A 16644-nucleotide genomic window follows, 5' to 3' on the forward strand; every position below is an offset into this window, starting at 1 on the left:
GTTTCTATATATTATGTAACTAATTTATAATCAATTAGTTAGAAAAAGTTCGCTGGGCGGCGTAGCGGCTGGCATCGCCGGGCAGCAGGCGGTCGTGGGGCAGGAGCTTTTTGAGGAGATGGAGGTTTTGGGTGCGGCCCGCCCCCGCCTCCTGGCTAATGATTTCGAAGCCCAGCTGCTGCACCTCGGCGTGCAGGGCGGGGTCGGTGAGGCGGGTGGGCAGGCTAGCGAGCAGCCCTTCGAGCAGCTGCACGCGGCGGCCGGGCGGCGTGTGCCGCTGGGCCAGGGTGCGCACGGCGGCCGGCAGGTCGGCGGGGCGGGTGGCGCTGAGCAGCAGCAAATACTGCTTGAGGTGGGCCGCGGGCTTGCGCAGGCCGGCCCAGCCGGCCAGCAGCAGGGTTTCGGCCTCAGCGGGGCGTAGTAGTTTGGTAGCCAATATATGAGCTGCCGCCAGCAGGTTGTTGGCGGCCTGCGCCATGGCGGCGGCGCGCTCGTAGTAGGGCACGGCCCGCGCGGGCTGGCCCAGGGCGCAGTACAGGTCGCCCACCTTCTCGTAGGCGTTGAGCTCCTGGTAAATTTCCAGGGCTTCGGCCAGCAGGCCGCCCTGCTCCAGGGTGGTGGCGGCGGTGTGGGGTTCGCTCAAGTGCTCGCGGTAGAGGGCGGCAGCCTCGCGGAAGTAGCGGCCCTGCACCAGCACCTGCGCGGCGGTGCGGTAGTCGCCCAGCAGGTGGGCGTGAATGTAGGCCGCCTTCTGGAAGCGGCCAGCGGCCACTTCCTGGGCGGCCGCCGCCAGGTAGCTTTTGCGCAACCGCTCTTCATAAGTGCTTAGCCCCCAGCCATCGACGCGCTGCCCGCCGCCCAGCCCGCCCAGGCTAAAATTGGTGCTGTGCGCTCCCAGGCTGCTGCCGGGCGCGGCCGTGCCCCGGTGCTGGTAGGGGCTGCTCAGCGGAATGGCAAAGCGCAGGGCCGCCTCCATATTTTGCCCAAACAGCTCTAGCAGGCGCGCTAATTCGTCGTTGCGCTTGCGCTCCAGCTCGGCCAGGCTCCCGCTGAAATAGTCGTGCAGGCGGTCCAGTGGCCCCGGCCCGGTGGCCCCACCCGCGCCGGCCCCGCCCAGCGGGGCCAGGCCAGCCCCCAGCCCCCCCAACGCTCCCAGCAAGCCCTGGCTGGCCGCCAGGCCCGCGCGCAAGGCGCTTTGCTTGAGCGAATTCAGGGTTTTTTCGAGCGGCGAGGGCGTTTCGGGTGCGCCCGGCAGCTCGGTGAGGGGGGCGCTGCCTACTTCGGCCTGGGCCTCGGCCAGCACCTCGGCCACGCTGGGGGCCTGCACCCGAATGCTGCGCAGGGGCGGCGGCAGCGGCGCGCCGGGGTGCGCCCGGCTCCAGTCGGCCGGTTGCGGCGGGGGCAGCGCCAGCAGGTCGGCCAGAGCGAGGCAGTCGGTAGCCTCGAAGCCCACCAGGCCCACAGCGGGGTGCAGCAGCTGCACCTCGTAGAGCAGGCGGCCGGGCAGCTCGGCGGCGGGGGTGGCGGGGCGCAGCGTGGCGTGGGTGGGCAGGTAGAGGCGGCCGGCCACTACGCCCAGTGGCTCGCGCAGGTGGGGCGGCGGGGGGCTGCCGGCGGGCAGCAGCACCAGCAGCCCCGCCGGGCGCACCGACTGCACCGACTCGGGCACCACGTAGCAGGCCAGCGCCCCGGGGGCCACGTTCCAGCGGCTCAGCTCGCGCAGCCAGGCCAGCGGCTCGGCCCCGGCCAAAAAGGCGGCCACCGCCGGGCGCTGCGCGGTAGGGGCGGGGTGCAGGGTGAGCAGCATTTAGCAGATTTGGTTGATAAAGGGTTGAATATAAGCCGCATAAAAATCTGGCACCAGCAATGCCTGCTCGTCGAGCTGCGGTTCGATACCCGTGAAGTAAGAAAAGCCGCACCGCTTGCCATCGGCGGCCCAGGCCGCGGTGGGCCAGTCGGCTACTAAAACCAGCGTAACCTCGGGCAGCTTTTTAGTGGCGCTTCGCAAGTGCAGCAGACCCCGCGAATCTACGAACGCCTCACTGCCATTGGGCCACACAAATCTTTGGAAATCAACTGATTTATTGGAAATGAGCTGCTGACTTTCAACCAGCTGCGGCTGGGTTCTTTTGTTGCGCAGCTGCGTGTTGGGGCCGAGGGGCTGTAGCTTGAGGATGCCGCTGGCTTCGGCCACGAGCAGGTAGTTGCCCAGCATGAGCTTGCCGGTACTACTGAGGCCAATGTGCGGGAGCGTACTCAGTACCTCGTAGCTCGTTTGGAGAAAATCGGCGGGCACTCCGGGCCGCGCCACTTCCCGGTGCGGCTCGTCAAGCTGGTCGAAGCTTTGGTTGAAACATTCGAAGGCTTGCGGTGCCGCCGGTGTTTCGAGGGCCAGGCAGCCGTCGCCGGCGTAGCGTAGGCCCGCCCAGCCCGCCGCCAGGGCAGGGTGGCCGGATAGGTCTGTGTAACAGGTTTTTAGGCCAGGCAGGCTGATGGCGTAAAACAGCAGCCGTGGGGCCTGGTTGGCCGGCCGCTGCTCTAGCAGCAGGTGCAGGCGGCCAGCGGGAGTATCGGCATCGGGGTCGAAGCTGTCGTCGATGCTGAGGTGTATTACGCCTTCTTCAACTGCTGGCAGCAGCTCCTGCGCCCCGCGCCCGGAAGCGGGCCAATAAAGCAGGCGGCGGTCGTTGGTAACAGCCGCCGTGCCCAGGCCCTCGTGCTGGCACAGGGTAGCTAGCTGCAAGCCCGCCCGCATGGCCGGAAATAACAGCGGGGCCTTTGGCTGGCGCAAAAAAGCCGGCCGCTGCACGCTCTTCGGACTCTTTACCGTCTTCCGGCCCGGCGGATTCAGCAAGAGCTCCAAGTCTACCTGGCTGGTGCTGAGCACGGTGCGGTGCCCAGCCTTCACCTCATAAAGCACCAGCTCGCCGCTGCGGGCTATGGTGAGCAGAAAGCGCAGGGCCGCCGGCGCAGCGGCCAACGCCGCCCTAAACTCGGGTTGGCGGGCGGCTTGCGCCTCCGTAATAAGCAGCGCTTCGGCCCGGGCGGGCAATATGGCCCGCATCGCTCGCAGGGCCTCGCCGCAGTGCAAGGCCGGGTCGAGCAAGCCGAGGGTGGCCACCACGCCGGCCCGCGAGCGCAAGTCAAGCCGCTGCAAGTGGTGGCTCCACACGGCGAAGGCCGCCGGTGGCTCCGGGCCGGCCGGCTGGGCCAGCGCGAGTGCCGCTGCCAGGCCCGCCACGCGGGGCAGCCCCCACATGGGCAGGGTAATATCGAGGAGCAGCACGCGGGTGGGCGGCTGGGGTAGGGGCGGGGCTTCGCGGCGCAGGTAGAGGGCTTCGCCGTGGGCGAGGCGGGCCAGCAGGCTGAGGTCGTCCTGGGCCAGCTCGCTCAGCAGCAGGCGGTGGAGGGGGCCGCGGTTGCTGAGGTCGGCCACGCCGCCCAGGGGCTGCTCGCTGGCCTGGGGCGCCGGGTGGGGCAGGTGCAGGGCGGCGCGCAGGTGGGGCACCAGGCGGGCCAGGCCCGCCGTTTGCTGGTTCTGGGCCAGCTCGGCCAGCAGGTCGAGCGCGGGCCCGGTGGGTGGGGCAGGGGGCGGGGCAGGGGCTTCTTCGAGTGGCTCGGGCAGCTGGTCGAGGCCGGTGCGCAGGCGCAGCTCCAGGCTATGCACGGTGCGAAACTTGCGGGCGGCTTGGTCAAAAAACAGCAGGTCTTCCCGGAATTGCCAGCGGGTGAGTTGAGCTCGGGGCTGAATCAACTCACTTTGAAAGAAATTAGCGAGGTCGTTGGCCAGTTCTTTTACCTGCACAACGGCAATAGACCTGGGCAGGGTATCTCCCAGTACTAGGCGCAGCAAGTGCTCCTTGGCCACGCCCTGGCGCAATTCGGTGGGCAATTCGCGGATGATATCCCAAAAGCTGCGGGCCACGCTGAGGTGAAATGTCAGCTCCTCATCGGGCGGGCCGCCCGGCGGCAGGCTGCGCAGCAAACCTTGTAGCAGGCCAGTTTCAGCACGGCTGCTTTGCCAGGTAGAGCTGCAGGCGGCCAGCAGCAGCAGTGCCGGGCCCAGCCTTGGCAGGCCCGTAGGGGCCAGGCCCGTGAGCAGGGCGGCCAGCTCCTCGCGGTAGGTGATGGTGGTGCCATTCACCCACTCCACCACCTCATTGCTTTCGGCCCAGCGCCAGAAATAGCCCTGGAGTGGCCGGAAGTAGCTGGTAACGCCCTGGCCGGGCGCGGGGTCGGTTTGCTCAGGCATTAGTAGTTAACTAAATGAAGGTAAGTCGAATAGCTGCGCGCGTGGCGGGGTGCAGCTGCGCGGTCGGCACAACTTCGTACTGGCCCGTGGCCTCAAATAAAACGAAGCGCTCGCCGCCGTGGGTTAGCTGGGCCGCTACCAGCGGCGCCGCAATCGGCAGCTCAAACTCGAAGCCGGCCGGCAGCAGCAGCCCGCTCGCCAGCCAATATTCCTGGCCGGGCAGCGGGGGCAGCGGCGTGCCCAGCAGCAGCGCCTGCCCGTGGCTGCTCACCGCAAAGCGCAGGCAGGCCAGCCGCACGGCGGGGGCGGTTTCGGCGTAGGCCTGCCAGGCGGCCAGGGAGGTGCGCAGGGCCGCGCCCGGCCGGGGCTGGGCACTGGGCACCAGCCGCACGGGCACCAGCGCGGGCGGCTGGCCGGGCAGCGCGGCGGTGGGTAGCTCCAGCGGCACGAAGGCCGTGATGGGCTGCCAGGCCAGCAGCGGCAGCCGGCCGGTGGGCGTGGGCCGCCCAGCGGGGAAAAGCCGGCCGGCCGCATCGGCCACGTAGGCCGCCAGGGCGGGCAGCTGGCGCAGGGCCAGCGGCAGCGGGCCGGTGGCAGGCAGGCCGCGCAGCCACAGCTGGCCTGCGTCGGCCGCCACGAGCAGGCCGGGCTGGTCGCGCACCGTGCCCAGGGCCGCGCGTTGGGCTTCGGCCAACACTAGTATGCGCTCGGTCATAGTGACTAGGAATTCATTGAATTGACAAGTTTGAGGGGCATACAATCGCAAGCGTTTTTAGCCCGCAGAAGCCGCAGAGGGTTGCGCAGAAGGCGCAGAAGCAAACGGCTCCAAGAGGTCAATCCAATTAATTGTCAAAACGCAGCACTTCTTGCCAGAGCGCGTCCAGGGGTTCCTGCACGTAGCGGCGCTGCTCGGGGTTGGTGAGCCACTGGGCGCGGCCGTGCAGGTAGCGGAGCTGGTCTCGGAGGGTGGCGCGGTCGGCGGGGGTGGTGGCGGGGTCGTGCCAGCGCTCGGCCAAGCGGCTCACTTCCTGGTAGATAACGTCGGCATCGGGCACTAGGTCCACGGCGGCGCGGGGGTGGGGGCGGGGCGCGGTATCGGCGCTTACTACGGTGTTGACGAGGCCAGCCAGCACCTCGCGCTGCTCGTCGGTATCCCAGATGTGGCGCAGCACCCAGGCATCGGAGGGCACGGCCACCAGGCGCTGGCTGAGCAGGGCGCTGGCCGCCAGCAGGCGCTGGAGCTTCACGGCGCGGCGGTCGCTCAGGGCCAGGCCGGCCTGCCGCAGCTGGCCCACCAGGGCGGCGTAGGCGGGGCGCACGGTGGCCAGGTCCACGGTGGGCACGGCGGCTTGCAGCTGCGCCACCTCGGCCGCCGCGATGGTGGGCAGCTCGGCGGGCGCCGCGCGCTGCTCCAGGCCCCAGCCGGCGGCGAGCACGGCGCTGAGGTCGGCGGGGGCGGCGTTGTCGGAGCGCACGCGCACCAGGAAGCGGTCGAAGAGCGCACCCAGGGCCTCGTCTTCGGGCAGGTGGTTGCTGGCGCCCACAATGAGCAGGGCCGGCAGCGGCCGGGTTTCGCGGCCCCGCCGAAACACCTTCTCATTCAGCACCAGCAGCAAGCTGTTGAGAATGGCGCTGTTGGCGTTCAGCAGCTCATCCAGAAAAATGAGGTTGGCCTCGGGCAGCATGCCCTCGGTGTTGGTCACCAGCTCGCCCTCGCGCAGGCGGCGGATGTCGAAGGGGCCGAACAACTCGTTGGGCTCGGTGAAGCGCGTGAGCAGGTAGTCAAACGTCTGGCCCTCGACCGAGCGGGCCAGGGCGTGCACCAGGGCGCTTTTGGCGGTGCCGGGCGGGCCCAGCAAAAACAGGTTTTCGCGGCTCACCAGGCACAGCATCAGCAGGTCGATGATGTCGTCTTTGCCCACAAACGTGGCTTTGAGGTGGCGGGCCACACGGTGCAGCTTGTCAATCAAAAGCCCGAGCGGGGCCGGAAAATCAGTCATAAAATGGTTGGAACAACAGTCAGAAAATCGGGCCAGAGCTGCGCCACGTACTCGCCCAGCGCCGCCCGCACGCCTTCGTACGCGCCCGGCTGGGCCGCCCGCGCCCGGTCGCGCCGCTCGATAAGGCGGTCGAGGTACAGGGCGCGCAGGGCCGGGTGGGCCAGCACGGCGGCCGGGGCTGCGGCCGGGGCCGGGCCCACCAGCGAGAGCGGCCACTGCTGCCCCACGGCTTGCAGCCGGGTTACCAGCGCATCGGCCGGGGCCAGGTCGCGGGCCAGGCCCAGCAGCGCGGGCAGGTGGCGAAAGGTTAAGTCGACCGAGTAGCTGGCCTCGGGCGTGGGGTCGCCGGGCCAGTCGGCCAGGTGCTGGGCCACGGCGTCGGCACCATGGTCGCGCAAAAAGGCCAGCTGCATGGTGCGGTACAGGAACCCGGCGGCCCACTGCGCCGCCGCGGGCGCAAAGGCCGGCACCTGGTGGGCCTGGTGCAGGGCATCGGCGGCGTGGTAGCGGCGCAGCAGCTCGGTGGCGGGGGCCAGGTCGGCGGCGGCAAACGGGGTGAGCTGGCCGGCCACCGTCACCTCGCCGGTAGCCAGCAGGGCACGCAGAAAATCGAGAAGGGAGGGCGGCATGGGCGGCAATATAGCGCGGCGACCCGCGGCCGGCGGGTCGCCCGCCACGGTTCACCCCACCTCTTGGCCCCTTTCTATATAGAGGGGAGAAGTCTAGGGTCAGCGCCGCTAAGTTCGGGGTTTGTGGCCCTCCGTGGGCGTCCACGGAGGGCCACAAACCCCCAGGGTAAACCGCGCAGGGCAACCTCAAACGCACTAGCCCTGAAGGTAGCAAAAAGCTATAAGTCAATCGGATAGCTAAAGTGCTGAATTGCCGGCTCAGCCCTGCTGCCCAGCGTAGCAATTGCGCCCTGGTAGTCTATTCCAACGCTAAAACTAAGCAGCCGGCACCCCGCCGGCGCGCTGAGCGCGGGCGGCGCGCCCGGCCGAAATTCCAGTACCGAAAACGCGGCAAACGGCATTCCCAAACCCATACCCAAGGCCTTGGCATAGGCCTCCTTACGCGTCCAGATGAGGTAAAATAGTGGCCAATAATCGGCGGGCGCGGCGGCGCGCAGGGCCGCCTGTTCAGAGGCAGAAAACAGCTCCTGCACCAGCGCGGCCGCGTCGGCCAGTGGGGTTAGCGGCTCCACATCGGCCCCCACGGGCCCGGCATTCGACACGGCTAGCAGCGCCCGGCCGGGCCGGTAGGAGAGGTTGAAATGCAGGCCGCCCGCCGCTAGCTGAGGTTTGCCGTTGGCGTCGGGATTTAGAAGTAACTCTTTGTCAGTAAGCGTATTATAATTACTGAGTACGCTTCGTAAAAAGCCGTGGGCCCGGCCGTAGGTCTGGCGCAGGGCGGGGCTGCGCAGGCGGGCCAGCCGCGCTAGCTCGGCCGCTGATAACGTGGTTTCGGCCGCCGGCCAGCCGGGGTGGTCGGTGGCGAGGTCAGCTTGCCAGATGTGCAGAAAAGGGCCCACTATTGGCCGCCGGCAATGAAGGCGCTCGGGATGCCCTGCCAGCGAGTATTGGCGGGCAGCTGCTCGCCCTTCATCAGCAGCGAGAGGCTTTTGAGCGTTGCGCCGGGGCCGATAACGGAGTCGTAGAGCACCACGGAGGAGGTGCCCACGGTGGCGTAGCGACCGATGCGCAAGTTGGACATTTTCATGACTCGGTCCTCAAACAAATGGGTTTGAATGGTGGAGCCGTTGTTGAGAATGGCGTGGTCGGCGACCCAGGCCAGGTCGAATTCCGTGATTTCGGTGGTGTCCATGTACACCGAGTGGCCGAAGTGGCTGCCCATCAGCTGGAAAAACCAGGTGGCGAAGGGCGTGCCCAGCAATGCGGCTTCCCAGAAAGGGTATACGTAGCTTTCGCACAAGGAATTAACCAACTCGTTGCGCCATACCCACGACGACCATAACGGCTGCTCGGAAGGCCGGTAGCGCCCGATGAGCACCCACTTGAGCAGGGCCGTGAGCAGCGAAAAGCCGAAGATGAGGCCCACCATGGCCCCCGTGCCCACGCCCACGCTGCTCCAGAAGGGGTAGTGCAGCAGGTGCCAGTGGCAGTAGTGGTAGAGCACCGCAAACGTGACAAAGGTGAACGTAAACGGCAGCACGATTTTGACTAATTCGATGCTGCTGCGCGCCCAGACGAGGCGGGCCGGTGGGGCAAACGTGAGCTCGGGCGCGAAGGACGTGGATGCGGGCCGGTTGGGCAGCAAAAAGGCCGGCGAGCCCACCCACGACGTGTTATCAGGCGGCGTATCGAGGGGGGCGGAGGAGAGCGCGCCAATCAAGTTGTTGGTACCCAGTACGGTGCCGCCGGCCAGCACGGCCCCGTTGCCCACGAAGGTGCGCGGCCCCACCACCGTGGGCAGCACCGACACTAGCCCGTGCTGCACGCGGGGCGCGCCCACGCTCACCGAATCGGCCAGAAACGAGCCGGGGCCCACCGTGAGGTGGTCGGCCGAGATGTGGTTGAGGGTCGAAACCTCGGCCCGCGCGCCGATTTTGGCCCCCAGCAGCCGCAGCCAGTAGGGCGTGTAAATGGTGGTGTAGAGCGGCCGCAGCAGCGTGAGGCTCTGAGCCAGCACGGCATCGGCCACCCAGTGGCGCACGTAGGCGAGGCTATACAGCGGCAGGGTGCCGGCGGCCTGGCGGCCGGCTACCAGGCGCTTGGTGCCGGCCAGCACGGCAATCAGCAGCAGCACATAGAGGGCCGATAACGGCATGAGCGTCAGCAAAGAAGCCTCCGCGCCGAAGTGCGCCACGCTTTCATAAAGCAGCGCAATAATGGGGAGCGAAGCCACCGTGGGCACCAGCAGCAGCAGGGCAATGGCCGCCAGCTGGGCCGCCAGATAGCCCGCGCCCGGCGCGGCCACCGGCCGCAGCGGGCCGGCGGGCACCACCTGGCGCACGCGCTGGGCCGGCGAGCCCAGCCAGCCCTCGCCGGCCGGCACCTGCTGGCCGGCGGGCAGCACCGAGAGGTCATCTAGTTCGGCCCCGTCGCCCAAGCTAGTGTCGCCCTCCATGATGGCGCGCAGGCCCACGTAGGCGGCGCGGCCCACGGTGGTGGCCCCAATGATGAGGCGGTCGCGCTCGATGCGGTAGCCCAGCAGCGCCGCCTCGCGGGCCAGGCTGGCCCCGCTGCCCACCGTGAGCAGGTCGAAGCACAGCACGCGGGTGGTGCCCAGGTACACGTTGCGGCCGATGCGGGCCCCCAGCAGGCGGTAGAAAACGGCCAGGAAGGGCGTGGCCGACAGTAGCTGCACCGGGGCGGCTTCCACCAGCTTCTTCACTACCCAGAAGCGGTAGTAGTAGAAGCCCCACAGCGGGTATTCGCCGGCCCGGAAGCGGCCGATAACCAGCCACTTCACCGCCACTACCAGCAGGCAGGCCAGCGGCACGTACAGCACCACCGAGGCCACGCCGGCCGCTATTAATTCGGCCCACGACCACTCGGCAAACACGGGCCGGAAGTGCAGCGACAAATTCAGAAAAAACACCGGCACGGCGTAGAAAACCGCCACCGAAACCAGCTGCAAAATGGCCGTGGCCAGCCGGGTGGCGGTGCTGGCGCGGGCCAGCGGCATGGCCAGGGCCGGGGCGGCGGCGGGCGCGGCGGCCTGGGCGCTGGCCGTGGCGGCCACGGCGGCGGCCAGCGCCTCAATGGTGCGCCGGGTATACATCTCCTTCACCGAGAGGCCCTGAAAATCAGCCTGCTGGCGCAGCTCGGAGGTGATGAGCGAGGCCAGCAGCGAGTTGCCGCCAATGTCGAAGAAGTCGTCGGTTATGGAGAGGTCGGCGGTGTCGAAGCGCTTTTGCCACACGGCGTAGATGGCGGTTTCGAGCGGAGTGCGGGGCAGGGTCAGCTCGCGGGCGGGGGCCTGCGCGCCCACCACGGGGTAGGGCAGGGCCTTGCGGTCTACTTTGCCGCTGGTGAGCAGCGGGAACGACGCCAGCGGCACCAGTGCGGCGGGCAGCATGTAGGGGGCCAGGCGCTCGCGCAGAAAGGCGCGCACCGCCTTTTCGTCCAGCAGTTGGTTGGGCTCCAAAATGAGGTAGGCGATGAGCTTCTTCACGCCATCGGCGCTTTCCTTGAGGGCCACGGCGGCGTTGCGGATGCCCGGCCATTGCAGCAGCAGGCTCTCGATTTCGGCCAGCTCGACCCGAAAGCCCCGGATTTTTACCTGCGTGTCGATGCGGCCCAGGAAGTCCACGTTGCCCTCGGCCTCGAAGCGGGCCAGGTCGCCGGTGCGGTAGAGGCGGCCCGCGAAGCCGTTTGGCAACTCACTCACGGTGTTGAACTTAGCGGCGCTCAGCTCGGGGCGGTTGAGGTAGCCAGCGGCCAGCGCCGCGCCGCCAATGCACAGCTCGCCGGCCCCGCCCAGCGGCACCAGCTGGCCCAGCTGGTCGAGCAGCAGCACTGCATAGCCCGCCAGCGGCCGGCCAATGGTGAGGCGCTGGCCGGGCACGAAGTCGGCGGCGGTGGCCACTACCGTGGCCTCGGTGGGGCCGTAGGTGTTCACCACCCGGCACTGCCGGCTGGCCCACTTGGCCAGCAGTTCGGGCGGGCACACCTCGCCCCCCAAAATGAGCAGCCGTAGCGTGGGAATGGCGGCCGGCAGCAGCGAGAGCAGCGTGGGCACGGTGGAGAAGATAGTGACCTGATTTTCGACTAAAAAGCCGGGCAGCGCGTCGGGCGCTTTCATGGTTTCTTCGGGCACCGGCACCAGGGTGGCGCCCGCGCCCCAGGCCAGCCACAGCTCTTCGAGCGAGGCGTCGAAGGCCACCGAAAAGCCCTGCACCACGCGGTCTTGCGGGGTGGGCTGAAACAGCAGTTGCTCGGCCCGCACCAGGTGGCAGATGCTGCGGTGCGGAATGAGCACGCCCTTGGGCAGCCCCGTGGTGCCGGAGGTATAAATGACGTAGGCGATGGAATCGGGGCCCACCGCCACGGGCTCCATAAACGAGGGCACCGCCGGGGCGGGTACGCGCAGGTCGAGCACCAGGCCGGGCCAGCCGTCGAAGCCGGCGGGCAGGGGCTGGGTGGTGAGCAGCACCTGCGCCCCACAGTCGCCGAGGATAAACGTGACGCGGTCGGGCGGAAACGATAAATCGAGCGGCACGTAAGCCGCACCGGCCTTGAGCACGGCCAGCATGCCCACGTACAGCTCCACCGACTTGGCCATGAACAGGCCCACAAAGTCGCCGGCCCGCACGCCCTGGTGCTGGAGGCGAGCCGCCAGCTGGTCGGCCTCCCCGTTGAGCTGGCGGTAGGTGCGGGTATCGCCCAACCAATTAAGCGCCAGTTGATTGGGGTATAGCCGGGCGGTTTCCTCAAACAGCTGGTGCAGCTGCTGCGGGCCGCCCTTGGCCACGGTTTGCGGCACCGTCAAAAACTGGCGCAGCAGGCCCATTTCCTCCTCGGCCAAAAAGAACACGTAGCCCACGGTGGCCTGCGGGCTCGCCGCTATTTGCTCGAACACGCGCTGCACGTGGGCCGGCAGGTAGGCCGCGCCCCAGGGCCCCGGCAGCCCGCCGGTGCAGGCAAAGCTGACGGCCACCGGGCCGTCGGCCGCAAAGTCGAGGGTCACGCACCACTCGTGGTCGGGGCTCTGGGCCTCGGGGGCCGGGAAGGCGATGCGCGCCCGCGTAATAGCCGCCCCCAGCTGCTCGGCCACGCCGGCCAGGCCCATCACGAGCTGGCTGGCGGCCTCGGCAGCCAGCTCGGCCAAGGTTGCTATATCACTGATATGGAGTAGAATAGCCGCGGGTGGAAAGGCCGCCGTAGCGTTCTCGACCCGCAGCGTGGCTTGCAGCTGAATGGGGCTGCGCTCGGCCGGCTGGCGGTAGTACACCACCGCGAAGGCGGCCAGGTAGCTGGCAATCAGGGCTTCTTTTTGCCGAAAGGCCAGGGCAAAGTCGGCGGGCGGGGGCGTAGCGTTGGGTTCCGCAACGGGGGCCAGGGGCAGGTCGGTAATCGAACTCATGGGGAGGGCCGGCCGCGCCGGCGGGCAGCGGGTGAAAGAACAAACGGGAGAGCGCCGTACGAAAAAGGCAGGCTGGGCGGGGTGCACCACCATCACCCACCGCCAAATAGCGCCAGAGAAGGTGAACCAACCGTGAGGCCCGGCCGGCCGCGGTGCGGCGGCTCCTGGCCACTGCCCAGCTTATACGCTTTTGGGCCCGCCTTTGCCCAGCTGAACCGGCTGGGCACTAAAAAACCGGCGGGCACTTCGCTCAGAAGTGCCCGCCGGCCACCGGTTTAAGTCAAGCCGTTTTTAACGATAAGCAGTTGATATTAAATATTTTAGCATTTTAGACCGTCACGCTGAGCCCGGCGAAGCATCGCTACCGCTCATCACCTCAATCGTCCAACGATGCGAGCTAGATGCTTCGCCGAGCTCAGCATGACCGCCTTCTACATGCTCAATTCCACCAAACTACTTAGCTCAGAAAACGCTCGCGGGCGTTACTCCACGCTCAGGGCGCGGGTCAGGGCTACGCCATCTACCACGAGGCGGCAGGTGTAGAGGCCGGGGGCCAGGCTGGTGGTGCGCAGGTCGGCGAGGTAGTCGCCGGCGGGCTTGGCCTGGTTGTCGAGCACCGAGGCCACGCGGCGGCCCATGGCGTCGTACAGGGCCAGGCTTACTACGGCGGGCTTTTGCAGGCTGTAGGGCAGGTGCGTGAGGCCGGGGCTGGGGTTGGGGTAGGCGGTGGCCAGGGCGGCGGCGCTGGTCTGGCTGGCGCGCGTGGCCGTAATGGTAGTCAGGCCGGGGCCCGTCAGGTCATCAAAGTAATACGTGCTGCTGCTGGCCGAACCGCCCGCGATGAGCAAGCCAATCTGGTCGATGTTGGTGGCCGTCACCGTGCCGTCGCTGTTGCCAGCATTGAACTTAAACGTCAGCGTTTCCCACGTATTGGCGGCGGCCGAGGTGGTAGCATCGAAGGTGCCGGCGAAGTTGCCCTGCGGGTACACGTAAGGTGATGCGGTAGCCTTGGCTTTATTCTGGAGCACCAGCTGCACCGGCGTGTTAGCGGCCGGGCTGCGAAACTTCAGGGTAATGGTCTGCGCCCCGCTGATGTAGCCAGCTACGTCGGCAAACTTACCGGCCTTGGGCACGATGTTGATGGTAGCATACTGCTGCGAGCCATCGCGGGCATAGCTGGCGCAGGTGGCGCTGGTGTTGCCCGCGCTGCTGCCGGGGTTAGCGGCCGCCTCATCGAGGGTGCCCTGCGCCGAAGGGTAGCTGAGCAGACGGGTGGTTTCGAAGTTATCGAGCAAAACGGGAGCGGCAACTGTGCTGGTCACCAGCTCGGGGCCCATCAAATCGTCGAGGTAGTAGGTGGCCGCAGTGGCCATGGCAGGGGCTACCAGCATGGCTAGCTGGTCGATATCAGTGGCGGTGACCGTCGCGTCGGCCTGGCGCGCGCCAAACGTGAAGGTCAGGGTTTCCCAGATGCCGGCGGCCGCCGTGGTCGTGGCCAAGAAGCTGCCCGCATAGTCGCCCTGCGGATAGACATAAGGTGCCACGGCAGCCTTGGCTTTGTTTTGGAGCACTAGCTGCACAACCGTGCCCACGCCGGGGCTGCGGAACTTCATGGATATTTTCTTGGTACCCGCCATGTAAGCACTCACATTGGCCATGCGGCCGCTGATGGGATTGATGTTGACAACCGCATACTGCGAAGCGTCGCGGTCGTATTTGCCGCAGGTGGCGCTGGTGTTTACGGTGCCGCCTCCTGGGTTGGCAACGGGGGCCAGTGCGCCGCTCACGTTGTTGTAGGCCACAATGCGCGTGTTCTCAAAGTTGTCGTAGAGTACCTGCGCCGAGGCCGCGCGGCTGCCGAGGGTTACCAGCCCAGCGGCCAGCAAATACGTAGTAAAAGTGTTCATAATCAGCAGGGTGGGAAAATAAATTGGGTGAAAAAATGGGCGGCTCCACTACGAAGCCGCCCGGCACTGTGCAGCTGCTACTGCTTGTACTGAAAAAACTTCACGTAGTCGACCAGCATGGTTTGCGGGAAGGTGGTGCTGGCGTCGGGGTTGCCGTCGAAGTCGCCGCCCACGGCTACGTTCAGAATCACGTAGAACGGGTTGTTGAACGGATAGGGCGAGGCGTCGGCCGAGGTAAAGGTGTAGTAGCTAACGCCATCCACAAAAAACTCCATCTTATTCTGGCTCCGAATGCAGGTAAAGAGGTGGAAATCGGCCGAGAAATCGCCGCTCGGCAGCGAGTAAGCCGTGCCCTTATACTGGTGCGTGGCCACCGAATTGCCATAGTGCATGGTGCTGTTGTTCACCGACGGCGCGCTGCCGCGCAGCTCCATGATGTCGATTTCGCCGCAGGCCGGCCAGCTCACCTGGCTGTCGTTGGCGCCCAGCATCCAGATGGCGGGCCACACGCCCTTGCCCTTGGGCAGCTTGGCCCGCACGTCGAGGCGGCCGAAGGTAAACTCCTTCTTGTCCTTCGTAATGATGCGGCCCGAGGTGTAGGTGCGCCCGTTGTAATTTTCCTTAATGGCCGTGATGTTGAGGTTGCCCCCGGTCACGGTCACGTTGTTGCGCGAGCTGGTGGTGGCTTGCAGCTCGTTGTTGAACCACACATCCTTCACCTCAGGTGCCCACTTGTTGGCGTCGAGGCTGCTGGTTTCGAATTCGTCGCTCCAGGCCAGCTCGGTGTAGTCGGCGTAGGCGCGGGCGTCGGCGTTGGTGGCGGTGCTGCCCGCGGTGCCGGTGGCCGTGATGGTGGGGCCCGGCGGGTTCTGGGTGCAGCCCCCGGCCGACAGCGTGAGCAGCAGGCCGGCCGATAGCGCCCGCAGCAGCGGCGGATTAACTAGATAAGTCATTAGAATCAGAACTAGAAAAGGGTGGGAGATAAAGCGGTTTTACTTAGGGCTTAGGCAAAGCCGTCTGTCCTTGCGAGCGCAGCATGCTACGCTCGCGAGGACGAGCGGCTTTGCGCAAGGCCAGTAGCCAGCAATAGCTATCAGCTTACGATTTGATTGATAGAATGTTATAAGATAATCAGCTATTTAGCTACCATCTTAAACTCAAACAGCGGGTCGTCGGTGGGCCCGCCGGCGCGCAGCGTCATGTGCTTGTCATCAATCGAGATGATGCGGTAGATGCGGCTGGTGGCCGCGTTGGTGACCCCAATGAAGGAGCCGGGCGCGGCCAGCACAAACTGCGCCACGCCCGCGCCCGAAGCGGGCCCAAACGTGAAGGTGGTGTTGTTGGCCCGGGCGGCCTGGCAGGTGTAGTCGATGGCCACAAACGTTTGGCCATTGGCATTATAGGTGAAGTTGCCGGCGGTCGAGAACGTGTATTCGTCGTCGGCTTGGCAGGCGGGCACGCTGCCCGCCGAACCGCTCTTGTTGTAGCTGCTGATGTTGGCCTCGTTGCCCACGATAATGGCATCGGCTACCGAGTTGTCAATCAGCCAGGTGCGCGCGCCGCCACCGGTGAGCAGCTGCTTGGCCCGGTCGAGGGCCGAAAGCTGGGGTATGTAGGTAGTGACGGTTTTGGTGCCGTCGGGGTTGGTGCCTTGCAGGCGCAGGCGGGTGGCGGTGGCCTCCACAAGGTCGTAGGTCTTGTTCACCACCGAGTCGGGCAGGCCAATGAACGACTTGTTACGTTGCAACACAAGCTGCCCCAGCGTGCCGCTGGGCCTATACACAAAGTCGGAGTTGCCGGTGCGGGCTGTGCCGCAGGTGCCGTTGGCGAAGGTGCCCGCGCCCGCATCGTAGGCGTAGGAAAAGTTGCTGGTAAACGAAAACACGTCGTCCAGCTGGCAGGCGTTCAGCACGGGCGAAGTCGAGAGCACCGCCCCGCTGGCCGAGAGCTTCACCACCGCGCCCGGCTGGTCGGAGAGCGTCCAGGAAGTAGCGCCCGAGCCGCCGCAGGCCGTGAGCACCGCGTAGCCCGCGTTGCCGCAAATGGTGGGAATGGTAACCGGCAGCTGCGGCGACACGCTGGAGCCGCCCCGGCCGGCCGCCGTTAGGCGCACGCGGTAGGTATCGGGCAGCTTGTAGGTGTGCGTCACGTTCTGGCCCGAGGCCAGCGGCGAGCCATCGCCAAAGTCCCACTGATAAAGAAAGGCGTCGGTGGTGGTGTTGGTAAAAGTGGCCGTTACCGGGTACTGGCTGGTGTTGAGGGTCACCGTGAAGGCGGGCGTCGGAATAATGCCTTCCAGGCTGGTAGCGCCGGTGTCTTTGCGGCAGGCCGCCAGGGCCGCCGCCCCGGCCAGCAGCAGGGCCGCGTGGCGAAAATAAGTAGACATAAGATTAGTGCTTAGGAAGTTGGCAAGCTCGCAATGACGGGCCTGCTTAACCAG

General features: G+C 66.7%; 10 protein-coding genes. All 10 read right to left on the minus strand.

Annotated features, from left to right (window positions below; genetic code table 11):
- Positions 1-34: 34 nt before the first annotated feature.
- The gene (locus QMK33_RS05730; RefSeq protein WP_283563603.1) at positions 35-1807 is read right to left on the minus strand and encodes a bpX3 domain-containing protein; all 1773 of its coding nucleotides are present in this window, start codon (positions 1805-1807) and stop codon (positions 35-37) included.
- Positions 1808-4252 (minus strand): hypothetical protein, encoded by a 2445-nt coding sequence (locus QMK33_RS05735; RefSeq protein ID WP_283563604.1) that lies wholly within the window; start codon positions 4250-4252, stop codon positions 1808-1810.
- Positions 4253-4262: 10 nt separating this feature from the next.
- Positions 4263-4967, minus strand: coding sequence for a hypothetical protein (locus QMK33_RS05740; RefSeq protein WP_283563605.1), 705 nt, complete (start codon positions 4965-4967; stop codon positions 4263-4265).
- 127 nt (positions 4968-5094) lie between these two features.
- A complete protein-coding gene (locus QMK33_RS05745) occupies positions 5095-6252 on the minus strand; it encodes an AAA family ATPase (RefSeq protein ID WP_283563606.1) in 1158 nt (385 codons plus the stop codon).
- Positions 6249-6881, minus strand: a complete 633-nt coding sequence (locus QMK33_RS05750; RefSeq protein WP_283563607.1) for a conflict system bpX4 domain-containing protein — start codon at positions 6879-6881, stop codon at positions 6249-6251. Before QMK33_RS05750 ends, QMK33_RS05745 begins: the two co-directional genes overlap by 4 nt.
- 218 nt (positions 6882-7099) lie before the next feature.
- Positions 7100-7780 carry a 4'-phosphopantetheinyl transferase family protein gene (locus QMK33_RS05755; protein ID WP_283563608.1) on the minus strand — a complete coding sequence of 227 codons (681 nt, stop codon included), beginning with the start codon at positions 7778-7780 and terminating at the stop codon, positions 7100-7102.
- On the minus strand, positions 7780-12297 hold the full coding sequence (locus QMK33_RS05760) for a Pls/PosA family non-ribosomal peptide synthetase (RefSeq protein WP_283563609.1): 4518 nt from the start codon (positions 12295-12297) through the stop codon (positions 7780-7782). The genes QMK33_RS05755 and QMK33_RS05760 overlap by 1 nt, the downstream gene beginning before the upstream one ends.
- A gap of 482 nt (positions 12298-12779) precedes the next feature.
- Positions 12780-14204 carry a T9SS type A sorting domain-containing protein gene (locus tag QMK33_RS05765; RefSeq protein ID WP_283563610.1) on the minus strand — a complete coding sequence of 475 codons (1425 nt, stop codon included), beginning with the start codon at positions 14202-14204 and terminating at the stop codon, positions 12780-12782.
- Positions 14205-14281: 77 nt separating this feature from the next.
- Positions 14282-15157, minus strand: a complete 876-nt coding sequence (locus QMK33_RS05770) for a glycoside hydrolase family 16 protein (RefSeq protein WP_283563611.1) — start codon at positions 15155-15157, stop codon at positions 14282-14284.
- A 182-nt stretch (positions 15158-15339) separates the two neighbouring features.
- Positions 15340-16590 carry a PKD domain-containing protein gene (locus QMK33_RS05775; RefSeq protein WP_283563612.1) on the minus strand — a complete coding sequence of 417 codons (1251 nt, stop codon included), beginning with the start codon at positions 16588-16590 and terminating at the stop codon, positions 15340-15342.
- Positions 16591-16644 lie beyond the last annotated feature (54 nt).

The sequence above is a fragment of the Hymenobacter sp. H14-R3 genome, assembly GCF_030063445.1.
GTDB lineage: Bacteria > Bacteroidota > Bacteroidia > Cytophagales > Hymenobacteraceae > Hymenobacter.

What these genes read in the sequence shown, in the direction of transcription:
- QMK33_RS05730 (WP_283563603.1), bottom strand. Translation starts at nt 1,807, where the DNA reads ATGCTGCTCACCCTGCACCCCGCCCCTACCGCGCAGCGCCCGGCGGTG.
- QMK33_RS05735 (WP_283563604.1), bottom strand. Translation starts at nt 4,252, where the DNA reads ATGCCTGAGCAAACCGACCCCGCGCCCGGCCAGGGCGTTACCAGCTAC.
- QMK33_RS05740 (WP_283563605.1), bottom strand. Translation starts at nt 4,967, where the DNA reads ATGACCGAGCGCATACTAGTGTTGGCCGAAGCCCAACGCGCGGCCCTG.
- QMK33_RS05745 (WP_283563606.1), bottom strand. Translation starts at nt 6,252, where the DNA reads ATGACTGATTTTCCGGCCCCGCTCGGGCTTTTGATTGACAAGCTGCAC.
- QMK33_RS05750 (WP_283563607.1), bottom strand. Translation starts at nt 6,881, where the DNA reads ATGCCGCCCTCCCTTCTCGATTTTCTGCGTGCCCTGCTGGCTACCGGC.
- QMK33_RS05760 (WP_283563609.1), bottom strand. Translation starts at nt 12,297, where the DNA reads ATGAGTTCGATTACCGACCTGCCCCTGGCCCCCGTTGCGGAACCCAAC.
- QMK33_RS05765 (WP_283563610.1), bottom strand. Translation starts at nt 14,204, where the DNA reads ATGAACACTTTTACTACGTATTTGCTGGCCGCTGGGCTGGTAACCCTC.
- QMK33_RS05770 (WP_283563611.1), bottom strand. Translation starts at nt 15,157, where the DNA reads ATGACTTATCTAGTTAATCCGCCGCTGCTGCGGGCGCTATCGGCCGGC.
- QMK33_RS05775 (WP_283563612.1), bottom strand. Translation starts at nt 16,590, where the DNA reads ATGTCTACTTATTTTCGCCACGCGGCCCTGCTGCTGGCCGGGGCGGCG.